The sequence below is a fragment of the Halocatena salina genome (assembly GCF_023115355.1).
GTDB lineage: Archaea > Halobacteriota > Halobacteria > Halobacteriales > Haloarculaceae > Halocatena > Halocatena salina.
Genome location: NZ_CP096019.1, coordinates 1161199 through 1182965 on the forward strand (window position 1 = coordinate 1161199; position 21767 = coordinate 1182965).

The 21767-nt window shown below is 60.2% G+C and carries 26 protein-coding genes and 1 tRNA gene; 13 read left to right on the plus strand and 14 right to left on the minus strand.

Annotated features, from left to right (window positions below):
- Positions 1–1521, plus strand: coding sequence for a DUF790 family protein (locus MW046_RS05930; RefSeq protein WP_247994638.1), 1521 nt, complete (start codon positions 1–3; stop codon positions 1519–1521).
- Between the two features lie 80 nt (positions 1522–1601).
- The gene (locus MW046_RS05935) at positions 1602–3188 is read left to right on the plus strand and encodes a CocE/NonD family hydrolase (RefSeq protein WP_247994639.1); all 1587 of its coding nucleotides are present in this window, start codon (positions 1602–1604) and stop codon (positions 3186–3188) included.
- Here the strand turns inward: MW046_RS05935 and MW046_RS05940 are convergent.
- Both MW046_RS05940 and MW046_RS05945 read right to left on the minus strand, forming a co-directional pair.
- Complete coding sequence (locus MW046_RS05940; RefSeq protein ID WP_247994640.1) at positions 3185–3691, minus strand: DUF7122 family protein; 507 nt, start codon at positions 3689–3691, stop codon at positions 3185–3187. The genes MW046_RS05935 and MW046_RS05940 overlap by 4 nt on opposite strands.
- Positions 3691–4596, minus strand: coding sequence for an RsmB/NOP family class I SAM-dependent RNA methyltransferase (locus MW046_RS05945; RefSeq protein ID WP_247994641.1), 906 nt, complete (start codon positions 4594–4596; stop codon positions 3691–3693). Before MW046_RS05945 ends, MW046_RS05940 begins: the two co-directional genes overlap by 1 nt.
- Before the next feature lie 678 nt (positions 4597–5274).
- Here MW046_RS05945 and MW046_RS05950 point away from each other — a divergent pair.
- Positions 5275–5709: a GNAT family N-acetyltransferase gene (locus MW046_RS05950; protein WP_247994642.1), complete on the plus strand. Its 435-nt coding sequence runs from the start codon at positions 5275–5277 to the stop codon at positions 5707–5709.
- Positions 5710–5762: 53 nt separating this feature from the next.
- Here the strand turns inward: MW046_RS05950 and MW046_RS05955 are convergent, their stop codons facing one another.
- From MW046_RS05955 to MW046_RS05965, 3 genes are all read right to left on the minus strand, one after another.
- Positions 5763–6050 (minus strand): hypothetical protein, encoded by a 288-nt coding sequence (locus MW046_RS05955; protein ID WP_247994643.1) that lies wholly within the window; start codon positions 6048–6050, stop codon positions 5763–5765.
- A gap of 68 nt (positions 6051–6118) precedes the next feature.
- Positions 6119–7648 (minus strand): (R)-citramalate synthase, encoded by a 1530-nt coding sequence (locus MW046_RS05960; RefSeq protein WP_247994644.1) that lies wholly within the window; start codon positions 7646–7648, stop codon positions 6119–6121.
- 218 nt (positions 7649–7866) lie between these two features.
- A complete protein-coding gene (locus MW046_RS05965; protein WP_247994645.1) occupies positions 7867–8223 on the minus strand; it encodes a DUF192 domain-containing protein in 357 nt (118 codons plus the stop codon).
- Positions 8224–8309: 86 nt separating this feature from the next.
- On the opposite strand from MW046_RS05965, the gene MW046_RS05970 reads away from it, so the two are divergent.
- From MW046_RS05970 to MW046_RS05980, 3 genes are read left to right on the plus strand one after another with little or no spacing between them, the layout of a single operon-like run.
- A complete protein-coding gene (locus MW046_RS05970; RefSeq protein WP_247994646.1) occupies positions 8310–8840 on the plus strand; it encodes a DUF7097 family protein in 531 nt (176 codons plus the stop codon).
- 60 nt (positions 8841–8900) lie between these two features.
- Positions 8901–9449 carry a GMP synthase subunit A gene (locus tag MW046_RS05975; protein WP_247994647.1) on the plus strand — a complete coding sequence of 183 codons (549 nt, stop codon included), beginning with the start codon at positions 8901–8903 and terminating at the stop codon, positions 9447–9449.
- 17 nt (positions 9450–9466) lie between these two features.
- Positions 9467–11386 carry a DUF2070 family protein gene (locus MW046_RS05980; RefSeq protein ID WP_247994648.1) on the plus strand — a complete coding sequence of 640 codons (1920 nt, stop codon included), beginning with the start codon at positions 9467–9469 and terminating at the stop codon, positions 11384–11386.
- Between the two features lie 33 nt (positions 11387–11419).
- Here the strand turns inward: MW046_RS05980 and MW046_RS05985 are convergent, their stop codons facing one another.
- The 8 genes from MW046_RS05985 to MW046_RS06020 all read right to left on the minus strand — a co-directional run bounded on the left by MW046_RS05985 (position 11420) and on the right by MW046_RS06020 (position 14322).
- Positions 11420–11662 (minus strand): DUF3194 domain-containing protein, encoded by a 243-nt coding sequence (locus MW046_RS05985; RefSeq protein WP_247994649.1) that lies wholly within the window; start codon positions 11660–11662, stop codon positions 11420–11422.
- A gap of 9 nt (positions 11663–11671) precedes the next feature.
- Positions 11672–12085, minus strand: coding sequence for a prefoldin subunit beta (locus tag MW046_RS05990; protein WP_247994650.1), 414 nt, complete (start codon positions 12083–12085; stop codon positions 11672–11674).
- Between the two features lie 61 nt (positions 12086–12146).
- The gene (locus MW046_RS05995) at positions 12147–12389 is read right to left on the minus strand and encodes a KEOPS complex subunit Pcc1 (protein ID WP_247994651.1); all 243 of its coding nucleotides are present in this window, start codon (positions 12387–12389) and stop codon (positions 12147–12149) included.
- 12 nt (positions 12390–12401) lie between these two features.
- Entirely contained in the window at positions 12402–12536 is a 135-nt protein-coding gene (locus MW046_RS06000) for a DNA-directed RNA polymerase subunit P (protein ID WP_124954603.1), read from the minus strand.
- 30 nt (positions 12537–12566) lie between these two features.
- On the minus strand, positions 12567–12833 hold the full coding sequence (locus MW046_RS06005) for an eL43 family ribosomal protein (protein ID WP_247994652.1): 267 nt from the start codon (positions 12831–12833) through the stop codon (positions 12567–12569).
- Between the two features lie 49 nt (positions 12834–12882).
- Positions 12883–13284 (minus strand): luciferase domain-containing protein, encoded by a 402-nt coding sequence (locus tag MW046_RS06010; protein WP_247994653.1) that lies wholly within the window; start codon positions 13282–13284, stop codon positions 12883–12885.
- Positions 13285–13448: 164 nt separating this feature from the next.
- Complete coding sequence (locus MW046_RS06015) at positions 13449–14168, minus strand: DUF2103 domain-containing protein (protein ID WP_247994654.1); 720 nt, start codon at positions 14166–14168, stop codon at positions 13449–13451.
- An 81-nt stretch (positions 14169–14249) separates the two neighbouring features.
- A tRNA-Pro gene (locus MW046_RS06020) sits at positions 14250–14322 on the minus strand.
- Positions 14323–14465: 143 nt separating this feature from the next.
- Here MW046_RS06020 and MW046_RS06025 point away from each other — a divergent pair.
- Complete coding sequence (locus MW046_RS06025; protein WP_247994655.1) at positions 14466–16730, plus strand: ATP-dependent DNA helicase; 2265 nt, start codon at positions 14466–14468, stop codon at positions 16728–16730.
- Positions 16730–17218, plus strand: coding sequence for a KEOPS complex subunit Cgi121 (gene cgi121, locus MW046_RS06030; protein ID WP_247994656.1), 489 nt, complete (start codon positions 16730–16732; stop codon positions 17216–17218). The genes MW046_RS06025 and cgi121 overlap by 1 nt, the downstream gene beginning before the upstream one ends.
- Before the next feature lie 9 nt (positions 17219–17227).
- Here cgi121 and MW046_RS06035 read toward each other — a convergent pair whose 3' ends face one another.
- Positions 17228–17827 (minus strand): MaoC family dehydratase, encoded by a 600-nt coding sequence (locus MW046_RS06035; protein WP_247994657.1) that lies wholly within the window; start codon positions 17825–17827, stop codon positions 17228–17230.
- Positions 17828–17976: 149 nt separating this feature from the next.
- On the opposite strand from MW046_RS06035, the gene MW046_RS06040 reads away from it, so the two are divergent.
- From MW046_RS06040 to MW046_RS06060, 5 genes are all read left to right on the plus strand, one after another.
- Positions 17977–18300: an AbrB/MazE/SpoVT family DNA-binding domain-containing protein gene (locus MW046_RS06040; RefSeq protein ID WP_247994658.1), complete on the plus strand. Its 324-nt coding sequence runs from the start codon at positions 17977–17979 to the stop codon at positions 18298–18300.
- Positions 18293–18907, plus strand: coding sequence for a hypothetical protein (locus MW046_RS06045; RefSeq protein WP_247994659.1), 615 nt, complete (start codon positions 18293–18295; stop codon positions 18905–18907). Before MW046_RS06040 ends, MW046_RS06045 begins: the two co-directional genes overlap by 8 nt.
- Before the next feature lie 82 nt (positions 18908–18989).
- Entirely contained in the window at positions 18990–19469 is a 480-nt protein-coding gene (locus MW046_RS06050; protein ID WP_438268184.1) for a poly(R)-hydroxyalkanoic acid synthase subunit PhaE, read from the plus strand.
- 4 nt (positions 19470–19473) lie between these two features.
- A complete protein-coding gene (gene phaC, locus MW046_RS06055) occupies positions 19474–20901 on the plus strand; it encodes a class III poly(R)-hydroxyalkanoic acid synthase subunit PhaC (protein WP_282190227.1) in 1428 nt (475 codons plus the stop codon).
- 112 nt (positions 20902–21013) lie between these two features.
- A complete protein-coding gene (locus tag MW046_RS06060; protein WP_247994661.1) occupies positions 21014–21754 on the plus strand; it encodes a beta-ketoacyl-ACP reductase in 741 nt (246 codons plus the stop codon).
- Positions 21755–21767 lie beyond the last annotated feature (13 nt).

Consider the following 21767-nt stretch of genomic DNA (forward strand, 5'->3'; position numbering starts at 1 on the left):
ATGCTCACGAAAGACCTCCTGCGGGTGTCCCGGGCTGGCGGCGGATATTACCCCCAATTCCTCCAAACGACGGATACGGAGGGGTATCGTTCGCTTGCAGCCCGCCTCATCGGCACCTATCAGGGACATATCGACGAGCCCAGAGAACGGCTCACGGAGGCGTTAACCACCACCGAACGCGAATCGGAGTTTGATTTCAAGCTGGTTCGGGGACTGGCGAAACTGCTCGAACGAGACGCGACGTTCGAAACCGAGGCGCCTATCGAACCACAACGGGCCCGTCGGACGGTGTTCGAGGCTGCCGAGTCGATCGGCGTCGTCACCGAAACCGAACGCACCACCGCGCTCGAACGGGCCGCAGACCACCTTTCGGTCTCGTTTGATCGACTTCAGGCCACCCTGTACAACGATCTCGAATCGCGACAGATTATGACCGAGTTCGACTCCCGGTGGACTCCCGAGGAACTGCTCACACAGTATGACCTGTCGCTCGCCCAAACGGCGTTGTTCGATGCCATTGCGGTCAGCATCCGGTGTTCTGATCCGAAAACTCTCGTGTCGACTGTCAAACGCTTGGGACTCCTCTATGAGATCCGGACCACGCCAGCGGGTCGAACCGTCGACATCACCGGACCCGACGCGCTGTTTCGCCGTTCGCGCCGGTACGGAACGCGCTTTGCGCGACTCCTGCGAACGGTAGCAAGCACGACCGAGTGGCACCTCGAAGCGACGATCGACGACGACGGCACCGAGCGCACCCTCAAACTCACTCACGAGGACATCGCAGTTCCCGGAACCGAACCCATCACTGAAATGACCTTCGACAGCGGCGTCGAAGCCGAATTCGCCACTCGATTTCGAGGGTTGGAGCTGGATTGGACGCTCGTTCGAGAACCGGAGCCACTGGCAGCGGACGAACACGTCGTGATTCCTGATTTCGCGTTCGACTGGCACCCCGACAGCGTCGACTGTCGCGTGTTCTTCGAGATCATGGGCTTTTGGACGCCCGAGTACGTCGAGAAAAAGCTCTCCCGACTCGCCGTCCTCGAAGACGTGGAGTTGCTGGTCGCCGTCGACGAATCGCTGGGTGTCGGTGAACAGATCGAATCGTTCGACCATCGCGTGATTCCCTACACCGGCTCCGTTCGCGTGAAAGACGTCCGAGACGCGCTTAGACGCTACGAATCCGACCTCCTGAAGCAGAGCGCTGGTGCCCTCCCGGAACAACTCACGCCACAAGCAGACGTAGTAACGATCGCCGAGCTCGCTGCACACCACGGCGTCAGCGAAGCAGTTATCGAAAACAAATCGCTCCCTTCCCACGACCGTGTCGGGCGAACGTTCGTCCGGCCCGCGGTTCTCGAACGGATCGACGAGCGGATCGACCCCGGCCAATCGCTCGCTACCGTCGAATCCGTGCTCGAAACGTACGGAATCGACGACGCCAGCGCCGTCCTCTCACATCTCGGCTACCGAGTGGTGTGGGAGGGACTGAGCGGAGGCACGATTACCACTAAATGATTGTCCGTCGTCGTTGTAGTACATAATACACCGAATATGATTGGGAAAGAAAATACAGTGCGACCAGCTAATACGTTCTCATGTCCCACGGCAACAGTTATGATGTCCCACACAGGGCGTGGACGCGACGGACGTTTCTCACGGTGGTAGGGGGGACGGCGTTGGCGGCTGCTGGCGGCACGGCCGCGGCCGGCGGTGACGATTTTACGACAACCGATATCACGATTGATTCGTTCGATGGGACAGAGATCGCATCGACGCTGTACGAACCGGGGGACGGCTCGAACGACCATCCCGCGATGTTGCTGACGCACGGCTACGGAGGGAATCGGGAGACAGTTCGATCACGGGCGGAGATGTACGCCCGAAACGGCTATGTGACGCTGGCCTACGACTCGCGTGGATTCGGTGAGTCAGGTGGTTGGGTCGGCGTGAACGGACCGAAGGAGGTCAAAGACGCCCAAACGCTCATCACGTGGCTGGCAAACCGGAAGAACGTCCGCACAGACGGGCCGGACGATCCACGGATCGGGATAGACGGAACGTCGTATGGAGGCGGGATTCAGTTGAACACCGCTGTGGCGGAAGCACTGGGCGATGGCGTTGCCGAAAGCGACGATCGACTCGACGCGCTCGTTCCCCGATGGGCGTGGCACGATCTCACCCATTCGTTGGCACCAAACGGGGTGATCAAGCGCAACTGGGCGCTGTTGTTGACCCTCGCGGGCGCTGGTGGCTCGCATCTCACCGGCAACGATGCGCTTGATTTCATCGAAGGCCAGTCCCCGAAACTGTACGAGATCCTCATCGAGGGATTGGTCGAAAACGAGCTATCAGCCGACGCAACAGCGTACTTCGACGCCAGATCTCCGAGCGGCGATCTCGGGACGATCACCGCCCCCACGCTGTTCATCCACGGGTGGCACGACACCCTCTTCACGCCGACGGAACTGGTCCGGAACGCAGACGGGCTAGAGACGAACCATCGGCTCGTTCTGACCGACGGTGGTCACTCTCTCGAAGCGGTAACTGAAGCCGATCAAGAGCGGTTTCTGAACGCGATGGCCCGTGAGTGGATCGACACCCACCTCCGTGGAGACGGACAGAGCGATCTCCCACCAGTGACGTTCTACGAACGACAGAGCGGAACGTGGCAAACAGCCGACGGCGTGCCACCATCACACGCAGCCATACGAACCCTGTCGGTGACGGCTGCCACGGACGAGAAAACGACGTGGGTGACGAACAGCGTTCTACCGACGTCAACGAGTCAGCTCGTTCCGGCGAATACGGATGCGCCGGGAACGTCGGCTGCTTTCGATTTTTCGATCACCGAATCGGTCGAACTCATGGGGGCGCCGACCCTCCAGCTGGCGGTTGAACCTGCTGGTCCGGAAACGCGGCTGTTCGCCAAACTGTATCACATCGATGAGGACGAACAGCTCATCGACAACCAAGTGACGCCGTTGCTCGTCGAAGAGGCGGGGATCACGACGACGGAGATCGAGATGGTGCCGTTCCAGCGACGGCTCGAACCGGGTGACACTCTCCGACTCACCGTTTCGACGACCGACGCAGCCTTTCAATCCTCCCGTATCTCGGTCGGAGCGACGATCCACCACTCCGAGCGGTATCCCTCAACGCTCGACGTTCCAGTGATCGATTAGTCGATATCCCGGCGTCGACCTTTGGGGATCTGTGATCTGAGTTCTCCGTGCAGATACAGCCCGACGCCGAGGGGTTCGGTGTCGTCCACGGTGGAGCGGGTGACGATCAGATAACCCCAGTCGCCGTCCCACGCCAGCTGTTGGTCTTCACCAGCGATGAAGGTGCGAGCTTCCGGATCGGCGAGTTCGATGACGTTTCTCGTGGCGTGGTGTCCAAAGCGCTGGACAGCGTCCGTCGTGGGTTTCCAGTGTTCCTGACGAACGCGGAGCGCGGTAAGACCCAGTGCTTCGACCGTGATCGGGTCGGGCACGTCACCGGCGAACGCCCAGAGCTTTCCCGCGCCTTTCTCCCAGAAGCTGTAGCCGTCGAACACTGCCGGGTCGATGCCAAATCGCTCGTCCCACCATTCGAGGACGTCCTGCCGGCTCGGTCGGCCGGAAACGACGCAGTCCGCTGACGTCGGCGGAAGCCGATCGAACCGGTGGCTGACGTTGTCTGTCATCAAGATCCCACCTCTAGCTTCGCACAGAAAAACCCGCCCGTATCGTTTAGATGGGGATAGATCCGTTTCGCGCGCCCGACACTGGGGTCGTACTGTTCGCCGTTCCACTCGGTGATGCCGGGACGGGTGGTGAGCGGTGTGTCGAATTCGATGAGTCGACACGATTCGGTTCCGAGCACGTGATCGAGCACGGCCTCGTTCTCCTCGGGGGCGAACGTACACGTCGAATAAACGACCGTTCCCCCAGCTCGGGTCATCTGGACGGCTCGTTCTAAGATTCCGCGCTGGACGCCGGAAATCCCCGTGACACGATCAAGACTCCACTCATCGAGCGCCGTGGGATTTTTTCGGATCGTCCCTTCACACGAACAGGGTACATCGACGAGAGCGCGATCGAACGGTTCGTCGTCGAAGGGGCCCAACGAGAACGTCTGGGCATCCTTCGAGGTGACGACGCAGTTGGTCACACCACAGCGCTCTGCGTTCGACCGCAGCGCGGACAGCCGACCGAGGTTGACGTCGTTTGCTACGAGCGTTCCTGTGTCAGCCATCAGCGCTGCCAGCTGCGTGGTTTTACTTCCCGGAGCGGCACACGCGTCGAACACACGATCGTCTGGTTGTGGATCAAGCACGAGCGCTGGCAGCGCCGACACCTCCTCCTGACCGTAGATCCACCCGTGAACGTACGGCCAGGAGTTGCCGGGATGATCGGTTTCCAGTCGGAGGAGTTCGGGATGCCATTCACAGGATTCGTAGGCGTATCCATCGGCGTCGAGCGCCTCCCGGACCTGGTCGACGCTCGCCTTGAGGGTGTTCACCCGAACCACCGACGGAAGCGGCCGCTCACACGCCGCGAGAAACGCCTCGAACTCCTCGATGAGCGGCCGATAACGCTCAAGAACCATACCACGGGTTTGCCCGCGGGGGGTTTTGAGTCTTACCACCCACCTTTCTTGCGTGAAGGTGGCTCTGCTACCCTCACGCAAGAAAACGCGGGTGAAAAAAGCCGCTCGCTACTGCTCGCGGTGCGTGACCTGTCCGCTTCCGCGACCGCTCCGCTTACTGGGTGACTGAGGAAATTCAGACGGGAACGGAGGTCATGGCTCCGTTGCGTGGCCACAATCCAGGCACAAGATGATGTTTCCTTTCCCGCGTTTCGTGTTCGTGCTACCACATTCTTCGCATCTGTCCATGGTCACTTTCGCTTATCTGTTCCTGTTCTAACTCGTTTCGGTCCCTCCAAGATCGTTTTCCGAATATTATCGATATCATTTTCATTTACTTCCACTAAAGTCGTCATCTTGGGCGCGTCGATGTGGAGATACGTTCTCCCGTCATCGCCTTTCACAAAGTCGATATCTGTGAGCGATTTCTCTGTCTCTGGTTCATTATCATCCGATCCAGGCATGTTTGAATGACACTATAACGTTTGATGTATCAAAAACGTTCCTATAGAAATCCATCAACTACGGCAATCCCTTCGTTTCGAGCACGAACACGAGCAAATCGTCGTTGTGAGCCGCATACGCCACAGAAATATGTGAACTCCCGACACACAGTCACAACGTTCACGAGCCATCCGCGTGTTCGATCCAGCATCGATGGCGATCAGGGAACTCCGGACCGAAGCAGAGTACACGCAGGCGGTCGAACTCCTTCGGCAGTTGTGGACCGACACCGAGGATGACGTCATCCGAGGCTGGGCCGACGAAGAGGACTATCGGCTGTTCGGATTGTACGAAGACGAGACGCTCCTCGCCGTGGCCGGCTGTTCGATCCAGCGCGTGCTCCACCACCGGCGACACGCGTGGATCCACGATCTCGTGGTCGATAACGCCCACCGATCGGCGGGATACGGAACGCGATTGCTTTCGTTCGTGGAACAGTGGGCACGAGAACACGACTGTGCGTACGTGGCGCTGGCCGGCATCCTCGACAACGAGGCGGCGCATCAGTTCTACGAATCGAACGGGATGAACCGGTGGGGATACGTCTTCGAACGCGAAATTGACACGTGACTGACAATCCTACATACTATCACTGTAGGAATGCAGAAAACAGTAACACGCGATCAGGGAACGGTGAGAGAATTCGTTTCGGGTGAGAGTTGGCGTTTGCACAGTATCCAAACCACCACCGCACCCAAAAGTCCGATCAAGCTTATCCACAGTGATAGCCCGGCGCGATCGATGAGATACGTCGGTATCGATCCTATGATCACCGTCATGAGCCGACCAGCGTGGTACTGTTGGAGTGATTCAGCCTGACCGAGAGCGTGGCTGACGCCGACGATCACTGCCCACGCGATGCCGCTGACGACTGCGAGCAGGGGAGAGCTAGAAAGGGCTATCGGACCCATTATATCACATATTCGTACTTTCGTGAAAACGATTACGACGCAGAAATCACGCTACGGGGCGATCCCGTTCAGTCGTTTGCGAGGGGAACAGGCGTGGTGGCCGAGAGCAGTCGATCGAACGCGTCGACCATAGCGACAACGCTGGCACGGGTGATGTCGGCGTCGCTCGCCGTGACCGTCACCGACCGGTCGTTGTGAGACACCTCGACCTCGACGGTGACGAGCGCATCGGTGCCACCGGTGATCGCGTCCACGCGGTAGGATTCGAGCGTGGCGTCGATGGCGAGCGCCTCTCGCACCGCGCTCACCGCAGCGTCGACGGGACCGCTGCCGACGCCGCTTGCGACGCGTTCCTCACCGTCGACAGCGAGGCGTGCGCTCGCGGTGGGTGTCGGGCCGCCGCTGGCTGCGGTGAGGTCGAGCAACTCGACGCGTCGGTCGCGGTCGCGTCCTTGGACCTCCTCGGCGATGGTGAGCAGATCCGCGTCAGTGACCCGTCTGCCCCGGTCACCGATCGTTTTTACCCGATCGACGATCGTGCTCAGTTCCTCGTCGGTCACGTCGATGCCGTGCTCGTCGAGTCCCGCTCGGACGCCAGCACGCCCGGCGTGCTTTCCGAGGACGAGCCTGCGCTCGCGTCCCACCAACGCCGGGGGATACGGCTCGTACATCGCCTCGTCTTTGAGGGTACCGTCGGTGTGGATGCCCGACTCGTGGGTGAAGGCGTTCTCACCCACCACGGCTTTGTTCGGCGCGAGCGGCACGTCCGTCGATCCCGCTACCGTCTGTGCGAGATCGTACAGCGCGGCCGTGTCGATCGTCTCGACATCGTAGCCGTGTTCGAGCGCGATAGCGACCTCCTCTAACGCGACGTTACCAGCCCGCTCACCGATCCCGTTGATGGTGGCGTGGACGAGATCCGCACCCGCGGCGACGCTCACCAGCGCGTTCGTCACCGCCAATCCGAGATCGTCGTGGGTGTGCGTGCTCGTCGGCCCGAGCGCTGTCAGCCGGGAAACGACCGACAGTGTTCGGTCAGGAGTCGCGTGCCCGACCGTGTCACAGTAACAGCTGCGATCAGCCCCGGCCTCGAACGCGCGTCGCATCAGCCGCTCGAGAAAGTCCAGATCCGCCCGCGAGCCGTCCTCGCCGAGCACCTCGACCCAGAGACCGTGATCGGTCGCGTACTCCGTGAGTTCGACTGCCGTCTCGATTACCGACTCGCGGGTCGTCTCGACTTTATCCTCGATGTGGCGATCGCTCGCCGGTACCACGAGGTTGACACCGTCGACATCGCAGTCGAGCGCGAGATCGATGTCGCGTTTGACGCCACGAGCGAAGCTCGTCACCGTCGCGTCGAGACCGAGGCTCGTCACCCTATCGATGGTTTCACGCTCGCCCGCACCGGTGCAAGCGCTACCAGCCTCGATGACACCCACGCCAGCGCTATCGAGTTTCGTGGCGATCTCTGCTTTCTCCGTCGGCGTGAGTGACACGCCGGGGGCTTGTTCGCCGTCCCGCAACGTCGTGTCTAGAAACTGTACTTCAGAGTCTGAGAGAGTGGTTGTTTCGGGGTGTCCCCCGAATAAATCGGTCACCGGTCATACTAGCCATCTATGGGTGTGAGGGGGACGTATATAGTTCGGGTGAGTCCGACAGATATTGCACACCCACCTTTTTTCCGTGAGGGTGAGCCCTGCTCACCCGAACGCAAAAAGAGGGAAAAAAGCCGCGAGCAAAGCTCGCGGTGCTGCGTCCTGTCCGCTCCGCCACCGCACCGCGACCGCTGTACCGCTCACACGAATTATCCGCCGACTCAGACAGGGGTCCGCAGCTCGATCCGATCGTCTGTGGTGACGCCGTTGTCATCGAGCGTTCCCGCGGGGAATTCGAGCACCGTATCGGCAACAGCACTCCCGTGACCGACTAACGGTCGAAGCGTGGTCATCGCCTCGACGATCCCATCACAGACCCAACAAACATCGAGCGACATGAAGACCAGGGGCGTACGAACGGTCCGTGGCTGTTGGTCGTCGAACCGAACCGCAAGCGCGTACGCTTCAGGAATCGAGCGCCGACCCATCACTGATGGGTGCTGTCCGAAGATCGATGTTCGATCGGCGACCTCAACGTCCCTTGCAAGCACCTGACCCGACTCGTGGACGATTCGCATGCGGGTTCCTCGATGGGGACCGTGATAGATGTTCGGTGCCCGTCACTCGTCGAACCATTCACTGTCCCGGAGGACCAGTGTCCAGTATGGAAACGACGCCGTCTGGCACCTCCGTCGGGGTTGACGATCCCTACGAGCACGTCGAGCGGTGTGATCACCTCACCGACGACGGCCGGTGTCACTTCGCGGTCGAACACCGGGAACGTGATCCCGCATTCGCCCGCGAGCGTGAAACCGACGCGTTTCGTTGTCCTGTCGGTTCCGAGGACTGGGAGTGGTGTGACTGTCCGCACTTTCGCGCCTGTAACACCCATCGGGCGTGCGTCCGGTGTGGTCTCGAAGCGGCCCGAATGGCTCACTCAGCGGAGCGCCCACTGCTCGAGACGCATCACCTCTCGTATGCCAACCGTGAGACGGAAGAAGACGCTCAGCCGCCTGCCCACGAGATCACAGTTACCCTCTGTCGCTGGTGTCACGCCCGCGTTCACGATTCGTGGGCGCGCATCGACGACGACGCATCACCCCCCAAAGCGGCGATCGCGGCCCGCGAAGCCCGCCGAACGCGCGAACGAGCGGAATTCGAATTCCGATCAGCGGCGGAGCGTCGGCGGGAATAACCGGTCTGCTCGGCGCGACGTTTCAGGGAGTATATACGCATCGATGAACTACCGCGCCTAATGGTTCGTATCGACGTGGTCGACAACCACGGACAGTTCACCCATTTGGAGCATCGTGCGCTCCGTGATCTCGGTGTGAACACTACTCTTCTGGAGAACACGACACCACCGGCGGAGATCGAGGCCGATGGACTCGTGCTTTCCGGCGGCCCTGACATGGACGACACCGGAAACTGTGCGGCGTATCTCGATCTCGATATCCCCGTGCTCGGGATCTGCCTCGGGATGCAACTGATAGCGAAATCGCTCGGCGGAACGGTCGGGACGGGCGAGTACGGCGGCTACGCGGATGTCACCGTCGAGGTGGTAGATGAGGACGATCCGATCCTCGGTTCGCTCGCACCTGAAACCCGCGTGTGGGCCAGCCACGCTGATGAGGTAACCGAGTTGCCCCCCGGCTTCTCGCTCGCTGGACGGAGCGACGTGTGTGCCATCGAGGCGATGAGCGATCCGAAGCGCGATCTGTACGGCGTGCAATGGCATCCGGAGGTCGCACACACCGAGGCAGGAACGGAGCTGTTCGAGAATTTCCGACGTCGTTGTGAGTAGTCCGTGGTGGCCCATGTATGACGAGAACGCAGGGTGATCTCGCCGAACTCTCGCGGTTTATCTTCCGTGCACCGAGTTGGTATGCAAGCGTCGCGTTCTCGCTAGTTATCGCCGCGCTCATGGGAATCGCGGCGTTCGACACCCAGTATCTCCTCGGCGATGCGTGGCAAGGGATCTTCTTTGTAGGGGTGCCGACTGTGCTTGCGAGTGTTCTCACGCCGTACGTGGACCAACGCGTTGGTGGGCAGCTCACCCCCAACCGTGCATCGTTGCTCGCTCTGTTTTGTGAACTCGTCGTGGTCGTCATCCTGACGTCGGCGGGTGCGCTATCAGCGCTCACCACGTTCGATCAACGGTTCATCTTCGACACGCTCATCGCTTCGCTCGCAAGCGTGTTCGCGATCCGGCTGCTCGTCGTGATGGCGATCTCGCGTAAATCGCTGCTCATTGCTGCCATCCCTGCAAGCATCCAGACCGTCGCTGGAGGGGTGTTGCTGTTCGTGTACAGCGGAACGCTCACGTACCTCGAAATCGGTGGACCGATCGTTAGCTCGTTTTTCGCCCGGTCAGATCACGCCCCCGAAGGGTTTTCGGAGATCGCGCCGAGCGATTTCGTCTTATTGGCCGGGATCTGCGTCGTGTATGCTGTCGCTGTGTGGCTGTTTCTCCTCGTAATCGATCGTCCGTGGCAGAACAGTCTCGGTGTGAGCGTGCTCGATTTCATTCGGGGCTTCGTTGGGCACATCGCCGAAGGGACCCGCGAACTTGAGGACTTCTTCGAACAGTTGGGAGAGCAGGCGATCGTTCCCGTTACGGTCCTTTCGTTCCGACGGAAGCGAGATCACACCGAAAAGGCTCGGTTCGTGCTGCCGATGATCCATCCCGGACCGATGGGAGAGATCGGTGGGGGAAACCTTCCCAAACGCGTCGCTCAAAACACGGACGGCCTCGGATTCCCACCCCATGCGACCGCTGGCCACGACTTCAACCTCGTCACCGAGCGGGAGGTCGACACGGTCATCGACGCCGCGGACCGGGCCTACGAATCGATCGAATACGATTCGAATGCATCACCGAGCGTACAGGCGACGGCGGGTGAAGCATCGATCATCGGACAGTCGTTCAGCGGTGGAGCGTTGCTGGTCGGGAGCTATTCGCCAGCGTTCGTAGACGACATTGCGTACGCAGTCGGTCTGTCCGCGGCCGCACACGCCCAGCGCGACAGCCTCGATTCGATCATGCTCGTCGACGCCCACAACTGTAACAACGGTCTGTCAGGTCTCGATCCCGGTCACGTCACGCCGGGAAGCCGTCGGTCGCTTTCGCTGATCGACGCAGCGAACACGGCCGGAGCGAAGCTCGTGGATGCTAGAACCCATTCGCTGTGGCTCGGCGTCGCGTGGGATCGCACCGAGTGGCGACCGCAAGACGGGATCGGTCCGCTCGGCGTCCGGGTTGCCGTCGTCGAGGTTGCCGAGCAGCGAACGGCGTACGTCCTCATCGATGGCAACAACATGGATCCCGGGCTTCGTGATCGCATCGTGGGGACGATCACCGGACAGACCCAACGCGTCGCGTTCGCTGCCGACGGTGGCGACGGCCGATCAATCGACGCAGCGATCGATACGGCAGAAGTGATGACCACCGATACACACGTCGTCAACACTGTCAAAGCCGAGAATCAGGTCGGATCGGAGATCCCCCACGACGCGCTCGTGAATCTCATCGTTCGGCTGACCGAAGCGGCTGTCGACGATCTCGAACCCGTTGAGGCCGGGATGAACACCGAACACGCGACGGTCACCGTGTTCGGCAACGACCGCACCGAAACGCTCGCCAGCCACGCGAACGCCATGACCTCTATGGGTAGTGCGCTCGCTGGCACGTTCATTCTCGCTGTGATCGCTGTGAGTGCCTTGATCTTCTTCTTTGCGTGACGTACGAGCGGTGTTCCAGTGAACTGCTCGCGGCTACTCGGACGCAAACAGCTCGTCGACGGCAGCATGGGCAGCAGCCACAGCGTCGTCGGTAACCCGTTCAGGATCGGCGTCAGGATCGTCAGGTGGGTTCAAATAGATGTCGAGATCAAGGATCCCGTCTTCGAACGAGACGGTCACGTCGACGTCTTTTACCCGTGACTGTTTGTACTCGGCGTAGATTACGCCCTCTGCTGCGTCAGCGGCCGTCTGCACGACCTCCGTATCAGTTGGCATACGAACGAATCAGTCGCCGCCCGGACCGCCCATTCCGGGACCACCGGGACCCTGTGGTCCTTGAGGACCGCCGACGCCCGTGCCGCTCAGCAGTTGTTGAAGCTCCTGTTGAAGCTCCTCGAATTTCTCCTCGACGCGGCTCTCCTGTTTTTCGAGCGTTTCGACGCGGATTTCGAGGCTGTCTTTTTTCTCTTCGAGTTCCGTCTCGGCCTCGTCGTACTCCGTTTCGACGAGCAGTTCACCGACCTCCTGATACATGTCGGTATCCTCGTCGATCTCTTCGAGCTGGTCAAGCGCCGTTTCCGTCTCGTTCAGCGTGTTTTCGGCTTGCTGTTTCTGAACGGCAACCTGCTGGGCAGTCTCTTGGAGGTCCTGTAGCTCCTCGATCTTCTCTTCTGCTTCTGGTGGAAGATTTCCCTGCATACGTACCCTGTCGGACCGCAACGCAAAAAGGCACGTGTTCTGTTCCGTTCGATCGGCCCGATCAGCGCTTCGAACACCGTTCGGCAACGTCGAGAAGGGTACACCACGTGTTCAGTCCGGCCCGGAGAGCGACGAGGTCATCGGCTTCGATGAACAGTTCGACGGTTGCGTTGTCCCGTTCGATCGTCGTACGGCTCCGACCTCCATCGATTTCACCGACCTCTTGGCGGACGCTGCGCTCGATGAGCGCCGCCCGTTCCACATCAGTGTACTCGAACGCGAGCTGTACGGTCGATGGAAGCACGTGTGTCGGGAACTACTCGACGTTGATCTCTTTCACATCGCGGCTGCGCTCTTTGAGAAGGACGCGATGCCCGCAGTACGGACAGCGGACGCCCCCGTATTCGTCGAGTTCGACGTCTCGTTTACACCGAGAGCACTTGTAACTCATACGTTGATCCAGTAGATAGCGACGTATATGCTATTCGTCGTCTTCAGAGAGCGCGGCACGGATCGATCGCTGGACGGTCTTTCCGCCGGGCGTCTCGGGCCGGTAGGCACCACCAGCGAACTTCTCTCCGGTTTCTTCGTTCACCCAGATCCCGGTTTCGATCCGAGTGACTGAATCGCCGTCGACGGTTGCGTTTTCCATTTCGGATTCGATCTCGTTGACGCGGCGGCGAGCAACACGACCATAGCGCGCGCCGAATCGGCCTGCGCTCCCGATTTGTCCCTGATTGTCGGCCATACGGTCTCTAATCCGATCACAGGTATAAATCCGTTGAGTTCGGCTCGATTCAGTCGGTGAACGCCTCGTGGATCGGCTCACTCACATCCAGTTCGGAAAGTTCCGCGTCGATATCGACCGTGTCCGACACTGGGCGTCGTCCTTGCGTTCGGAGCACAGTTAGGTGATACAAATACGAAAGCCGCAGGAGCCAGATCGCTCCAGCCACGTCTTCTTCCGAACGGACGTGAGAGGAGACCCATCCAGAATCCGGAACGACGTGGTGTTTCTCGGCCCGTTCTTCATCGATGAGAACGTCCCGAATGCGCTTTGTGAACGGGATGTCGACGAGCCGTTCTCCATGAACATGACCGAATTCCCGGCCATCGAGCGTGAATTCGGTACCACCACGGTCATGCGGTCCAATTTCGACGCCGGACCACTCGCTGACCGTGGATTCGACAGCGTTCATAGGCGAGCCTCCAAAACGGTGCGATTCGAGGGACTACATCGGTCCGTGACTTCGATTCGTTCTGGGAACACGACGTATGAACGGAGGCGCGACTCGACCGTGATACTTCGCGTGAATATGTTCACTCGGTTTGCTCTCGAGGACTCGATTCACCCTCGGCAGTCTCACTCCTTAAGAGTCGCCTCCTGAAGCGCCTCGTTCAGATCTTCGCGCACCCGCTCGCCAGTGTCGCGGTCGTAGGCGGTCGTGACGATCCGGTTTTCTTGCACGCTAGATCCGTCTCGGACGAGCAATCGGACGTTACCGTTATCGTCGGCCCGCGTTGCCTTCGCGCGCACGCCCGAACGTGATCCCCCGCCGCTCGCGTCGATCGGCCCGGGAACGAGCTTTTTCACGTGGGGATGTCCGGCAACCGTCTCGACCGCCTCCCGTCCGGAGCGACCGCCGATGAGTGTCGTGTGGGATCCGCCGAGTTTCTCGGAGAGCGGTGCGGTGACCACCTCAAGCGCTGGTTTTCCACGACGCTCGATGACCGCTTCGACGGCGCCCTCGCCCCGTATTCGGTACAACGAGTAGTGAAGCTGTGCTCTGACAGCAGTCAACACCGATCGATCACCGGTCGCGTACACCTCTTCGGGGCGCTTTCGGCGCACGTCGTCGGCGATCAATCCGGCGAAGTTGCGCAGTTCGACCGTCTCATCTTCCCCCGACTCCGGCGTCGTCGTGATTTCACGAGCGGCCACGACCTCCTCGGCCAACAACGCCGTCACGCGGGCGCGTTCCCGAGCGAGTTCGAGCACGACGGTGTCAGCGTTCGGCGTGTGACACACCAGACAGTAATCGCCCGGTCGATCGAGCGACGACGCACACTGCCGACACACCATATCGATCGTACCTGTGGCCGACGGATAAACGAGGCGATCGTCCACAACCACCACTGTCTCATACGGACCGAGAAAACGGAATGGGGCTGCTCGGATTTGAACCGAGGTCAACGGCACCCAAGGCCGCAAGTATACCAGGCTAACCCACAGCCCCGTGGAGGTTCTTTGCGGACTACCGACGTAACAGTTTCGTTTTTTGATCGAGCTGTCCGCTGTGATCGTGTCCGTCGTTCCTGTCGAACGACACGGCGGCCTGCACCGCAGGGTTAAACCGGAAAACAGAGCTACCAGGGGATAATGGATGTCGAATCGGTGCCGGGGGTGCCGTCGTGGCTACCTGGGCATCTCCGTGATGGTGGTATCGAGAAGCTGTATCCGCCACAGGCCGACGCCGTCGAAGCGGGCGTGACGGAGGGAGAGAGCGTGGTTGCGAGCGTGCCGACCGCGAGCGGGAAAACGCTCATCTCGGAGCTGGCGATGCTTTCGAGCGTCGAGCGAGGTGGAAAAGCGCTGTACATCGTTCCGTTGCGCGCGCTCGCCAGCGAGAAACACCGAGAGTTCGAGCAGTACGAAGAGTACGGCGTGTCGGTGGGCGTCTCGACGGGGAACTACGAATCCAGCGGTGAGTGGCTGGCGTCCTCGGACATCGTCGTGGCCACGAGCGAGAAGGTCGATTCGCTCGTTCGCAACGGCGCGCCGTGGATCTCGGAGCTGTCGTGTGTCGTCGCTGATGAGGTGCATCTCGTCGACGATCCGAACCGAGGACCGACGCTCGAAGTGACGCTGGCGAAACTGCGACGACGCAATCCGAACGTCCAGACGGTGGCGCTCTCTGCGACCGTCGGCAACGCCGAGGAGGTCGCCGAGTGGCTCGATGCGGCGCTTGTCGATTCTCAGTGGCGACCGATCGACCTGCAGACCGGCGTCCACTACGGGCAAGCGCTGCAGTTCGATGATGGCTCACAAACGGAGCTACCGGTCGGTTCGGGAGAGAAACCGACGGCTGCAATCGTGCGGGACACGCTCACGGAAGGCGGTTCGACGCTCGTGTTCGTCAACTCCCGACGGAACGCCTCGGGAGCCGCCAAACGCCTCGGGAGCGTCACCGACGAACGACTCACTGCGGAAGAACGCGACCAACTAGCCGCGGTCGCTGCAGAGATCCGGGACGCAAGCGATACGGAGACGAACGCGGAACTGGCCCGCGCCGTCGAACGCGGTGCGGCGTTTCATCACGCCGGATTGTCCCGGAAAAGCCGAACGCTCATCGAAGACGCGTTCCGTGACCGCCTCATCAAGGTCGTAGCGGCAACGCCGACGCTCGCTGCCGGCGTCAACACCCCATCACGGCGCGTGGTCGTCCGGGACTGGCGGCGGTACGACGGCTCCGCTGGTGGAATGGTCCCGTTATCGGTGCTCGAAGTTCACCAGATGTTCGGACGCGCGGGACGACCCGGACGCGATCCGTACGGCGAGGCGCTGCTGTTGGCGAACAGTCACGACGAGCTGGACGAACTGTTCGAAAAATACGTGTGGGCCGATCCCGAGCCGGTTCGCTCGAAGCTCGCCGCCGAACCCGCGTTACGCACGCACATCCTCGCAACCGTCGCCTCGGGGGTTGCAAACTCCCGTGAGGGGTTGCTCACCTTCCTTGACCAAACCCTGTACGCCACCCAAACGAGCGACAGCGATGAGTTACAGCGGGTAACCGACGACTGCATCGACTACCTACTCGTGAACGAGTTCCTCGAATCCGACCGGGAGGACGGAACCCAGTCGCTCGACGCGACGAGCCTCGGACACACCGTATCACGGCTGTATCTCGATCCGATGAGCGCAGCCGAAATCATCGATGGACTTCGTGGGGCGAGCGACGTAACGCCCCTCGGCCTGTATCAGCTCGTCTGCCGGACGCCGGACATGTACGAACTGTATCTCCGATCGGGCGAGGAAGAAACGTACACGACGACGGCCTACGAACGCGAGACGGAGTTTTTGGGGGCGATGCCGAGCGAGTTCGAGCAAGCCCGCTTCGAGGAGTGGCTGTCGGCGTTGAAAACGGCGCGCCTGCTCGAAGATTGGGCGCGAGAATTCGATGAAGACGAGATCACCGACCGCTACGGCGTCGGACCGGGTGACATCCGTGGAAAGGTCGACACCGCCGAATGGTTGCTCGGCGCGACCGAACGGCTCGCCGGCGAGTTAGAGTTGGAGATCGCACCGGCGATCCACACCGCCAGAAAGCGTGTCGAACACGGGGTGAGCGAGGACCTCATCGATCTCACCGATGTGCGTCACGTCGGACGAAAGCGTGCCCGGCGGCTGTTCGAAGCGGGCATCGAAACGCGGGCAGACCTTCGAAATGCCGATAAGAGCGTCGTACTCGGCGCGCTCCGGGGGAGGCAGAAAACAGCAGAACGCATCCTCGAACAGGTCGGGCACACCGATCCCGATATGACGAACGTGACTGCAAGCGAGCGCAGCCGTTCCGACGTGGAAACAACCGATGCCACGAACGCACAGGCGGCGGACGCCGACCAATCCCAGCTCGGTGATTTCTGATGGAACTGGTCGAAGGGATAGCCCACATCGAGACGGTTGAGGAGTTCGTCACGCACCTGAACGCGATCGAGACGGAATACGAAACCACCGTCCAAGCGTTCGATGCCAGATACGTGGTCGACCGAACCCACCTCCGACGGGCGCTCTCGCTCGCAGACCGCGCCATCGAACGCGAGGAGAACGTCGCCCGGCAGCGATCGGTCGAAACGCTGTTGTACGCGGCGGGCCGCCGGCAGATCGATCAAGCGCTCGAAATCGGCGTCGGAACGGGAGCGACACCGACCGTCGTGCTCGTCGACGGCGGCAAGGAACACGCGGCCGCGGACGCGGTTCGTGAACTACTCGACCCTGAACCAACCCTCGGCAACTACGACGAGGCCCGTGTTCGGTCGTACTTCGACATCACGGATCGAGAACTGGCGGCGACCGACGCAACGATCCCCGAACTCGTCCGCGAGCGAACGGTGCTACTCGCCGTCGAGAAGTAGAAAAGCCCCTCAATCGTTCGAATCATCGACTAGTATCGTCGCCTCGCCGTCGATGGCGATCTCACCGTTCGCATCGAGCAACTGCGTTCGAAGCCGGTAGCGATCGTCATCGAACGCTTCGAGGAGTTCCACGGCGGCAGTAGCACGGTCGCCCACGGAAACCGGCCGTAGAAACTCCGTTTCCTGTGATAAATAAATTATATCGCCGGGGAGGTGAGCGAGAGCCGCGCTGATCAATCCCGACAGCAACGCTCCATGAACGATACGTCCACCGAATCGCGTCTGTGCGGCCTGTTTTTCGTCGAGGTGGATCGGATTGGTGTCACCGCTGGCAACCGCGAACCGATCGACATCGTCCGCCGAAAGTGGCTTCGAAAATCGGACGGAATCACCGACTGAAAGGGATCCCGCCTCTTGTAACGACCGCTCGACCTCCCACTCTTCGAGAACGCTGTCGGGCGCGATCCGTTCCTCATCGGACGTCGATCGGGCAGTCGGAACCCCGAGCGTAGCAACAGCGGCCCGGTTCGCCTCGATCATACTGTTGAACAACAGAGAAGACGACCGCGTCCACGCACGGAGTATAGACGGGGATGACCCGGAACTCATGAACGGTGGTACTTGGCGGTCGGAGGTTAAAAACCATCGGATCCTCACGCAATATTGACATATGTTATGGCATTGAATGGTATCAAGTGGTACCAAATGGTTTTCAACGAAGTTCTTAAGGTTTTGGCGGTGTTTGATGGTATCAGGCGATGACAGACGAGAACGATGGACCCATGTGGCCGCCAGCGCTGTTCACTCGAGGCATGCAGCAGGCCAGCGAGCAAGCGATGGACAACCAGCAGAAGTTGCTCAGTCAACTGCTCGAAATGTCTGATCCGTCGAGGATCAATTTCGGCTCCCAGCTGGGCGCGTTGAGCCAAACTGCGACGTTCAAAACCCGAGTGCAAAGCGGTGGCCGACTCAGTATTCCGGATGCCGAGCGAGAGGCGCTCGACATCGAGGAGGGAGACATCGTTCAGACCATCGTCATCCCAATCAAACGAAACCGAGACACAGGTGAGACCAATGAGTGAGTACACAACCCCAATAGCCACGGCGTTCAAGCTTCAACGCACCACGTTCGAGCACAGCAAGCAGCTGTTCGAGCGATCGATCGACCTGCACCGAAACATGAATCGAGCGTTCATCGAGAGCCTCGACACACAGGAGGACGCCCAGCGTCGCGGCGTCGAGCTGTCGCGCAAGTCGTTTCATACGTACCTCGACACCGTGGAATCAACCGTGCCCGGCCTTACGAAGTCGGTCGAAGAGATCCGCCGGACCGTCGACGAACAGTACGATGCGTTGCTCGAAATTCACGCAGAATCGTTCGAAACCGCGGAAGAAGAGCTAGAAAACGGTACAGAAACGTACGACGAAGTGATCGAGGAGTATCTGGAGATGCTCGCGTCGCAGATCGAGATTCTACTCGATGCCCACGAGGACATCGAACTCCAGACGACCGACGTGTTCGAACAGGTTGGCGAGCAGATGGAAGAGCTGCAATCGGAGATGGAAGAGCAGGCCGAGCAGTTCCAACAGCGCTTCGAAGAGCAGGCCGAGCAGTTCCAACGGCGCTTCGAAGAGCAGGCCGAGCAGTTCGAAACGGTACAGGGATCGAACGAATCCGGAGCTGCGTAGTTGAATAGCAATGGCTACGAGCGATGCAGGTGATGACGTACTGGAGCACTGGAACCAGCTGATCGACCGGCTGAACGGAACGATGGCCCAATCCGTCGAACAGAACATAGAGGCACAGGCGATGTTCGTCGAATCGTGGGCCGATGCGATGGAGCAGTCGATTCCCGAAGAGGAGATGTTATCGGAGGGGTTCGAAGCGTACAATCGCGCCTACGAGGCGTGGATGGACGCCGCCGACGAGATGTTCGACCGAACCGCCGACGCCGCCGAGGGTGAGGAGGTTCCGCCCGGCGAATTCCGTGACATCTGGCTACGGACCGCCAACGAGGCGTTCAAAGAGGTGATGAGCACCTCGGCGTTCGCGGCCGGAACGGGGAACGTGGTCGAAACGATGATGGAACTCCAACAGCAGACCGAGGAGATCAGTCAGGAAACGCTGGCCCAGCTCGGACTCGTGACGCGCGATGAGGTCGACGAAGTAGCTACCCGACTGGTCGAACTCGAACGACGCCAGCACAGCGTCGAACAGAAGCTCGACCGGATCATAGAACAGCTCGAATAAAACGATGGCACCGAACACGAACACGGAGATCAGTTCGTCGCCGATGGATCCGTTTACGCTCGCACTCAGTGCACAGCGTGAGCTTCTCACGGCAACGACGGAGCCGCTTTCGAAGTTTTCGGTCGCTCCGGAGCGCGCCGATCAGATGGCATCAGTCGAGGTGGGACAGACGCCGAGTGAAGTGGTGTACACGGAAAACAAACTCGAGCTGCTCCATTACGAGCCGCTGACCGAAGAGCAAAACGACGTTCCGATCCTCATCGTGTATGCGCTCATCAACAAACCGTTCATCCTCGATCTACAGCCCGATCGGAGTGTTATCCGACGTCTGTTAGAGGCGGGCCACGACGTGTACCTCATCGACTGGAACGAGCCATCTCGATTGGATTCGGTGCTCACGCTCGACGATTACGTCAATCGATACATCGCAAACTGTGTCGATACGGTTCGTGAACGCTCCGGACAGGAGTCGATCAACGTGCTCGGGTACTGCATGGGCGGCACGATGGCCACGATGTACACCGCGATCAATCCCGATTCGGTCAACGCGCTCGGGCTGATGGCGGCCGGGCTTTGCTTCGACGACACCGGTGGCGTTCTCGAACAGTGGGGCGACGAGGAGTACTACGATCCGAGCGACGTCACCGAGGCGTACGGGAATGTTCCCGCGGAGATGCTCGATGTCGGGTTCGCGCTGATGGATCCCATTTCGAACTTCGTCAGCAAGTATCTCCGGCTGTACGATAACCTCGAAAACGAGGACTTCGTGGAGAACTTCGCTCGCATGGAACGGTGGCTATCCGAAGGGATCGACGTCCCGGGCACGACGTACGTTCAGTTTCTAGAAGACATCTATCAGGACAACAAACTGTACGAAAACGAACTCGTCATCGGGGACGAAAAGGTCGATCTCGCAGAAATCGATATGCCGGTGCTCCAGATCATCGGGGAGTACGATCACCTCGTGCCCGCGTCGGCGTCGACGCCGTTCAACGACGTGATCGCCAGCGATGACGTGTCCGTGATCGAGTCACCAACTGGCCACATCGGTCTGTCCGTCTCGGGAAGCGCCCACGAGGCGGTCTGGCCCGACGTGAGCCAGTGGTTTCATGACAGATCAGAACGAGAATCCGAACCCGAGGACGCCACGGTCGAGGCGGATAAAAAGAAGCCGGAGGAGGAGACGCCAGAGCGGGACGACGCCGCAATCTCGATCGACGTCGAAGCGGAAAGTGAGAAGGATGACGAAGCCGCCGACGAAACCGACGATGTCCAATCGATCGAGGGAATCGGCGGGACCTACGCGTCACGCCTTCAGGAGGCCGGGATCGAAACGATCGACGATCTCAAAGCTGCGGACGTAGAAACCGCTGCCGAGGCTGCACAGGTCAGCGCCTCGCGGATCGAGCGCTGGCTCGATTCGATCGACTGAGGAATCCGTCCGTGGTGAGACCTCTGATGTCCCGGATATCGTCCGGGACACCGCTATATCATATATAGAATTCGTAGACCAATCTTTATATTTCTGAATTGATACGCAATGTATGTTCGCGGACAAGACGTGTGTCGTTACCGGTGCATCGAGAGGAATCGGACGTGGAATCGCCGAGGAGTTGGGACACAATGGTGCGAACGTCGTCGTAAACTACCGGACATCGGAAGGGGCCGCACACGAGGTCGTCGACACGATCGAGGACGCAGGAGCGAACGCGATCGCGTGTCGGGCGAACGTTGGGAAGTACGACGCGGTGGCGTCGATGTGTGATCGAATCCATGATGCGTTCGGAGCGGTCGACGTGTTAGTGAACAACGCCGGGATCACGATCGATCGGACGTTCGAAAACATGACGCCAGCAGAATGGAAGTCGGTATTGGCAGTGAACCTCACTGGCGTGTTCAACTGCACTCACTGTCTGTTCGAGGATCTCCGCCGGGCGGACGACGGGCGGTTGATCAATGTCTCATCGGTGGTCGGACAACAGGGCAACCACGGACAGGCCAACTACGCCACGACCAAAAGCGGACTGTTCGGATTCACGCGCACGCTCGCCTTGGAGATGGCTGAATCCGGTTCGACGGCCAACTGTGTCGCACCGGGGTTCGTCAAAACGGACATGCTCGAAACGGTACCCGACCGCGTCAAAACGCATCTTCGAGAACGGATTCCCCTCGATCGGTTCGCCGAGGTCGAAGACGTCACTGGTATCGTTCGCTTCCTCGCAAGTCCAGAATCGAGATACATGACCGGGCAGGTTATCGGCGTCAACGGCGGGATGGAGTGGTGATTCAAGGAAAACG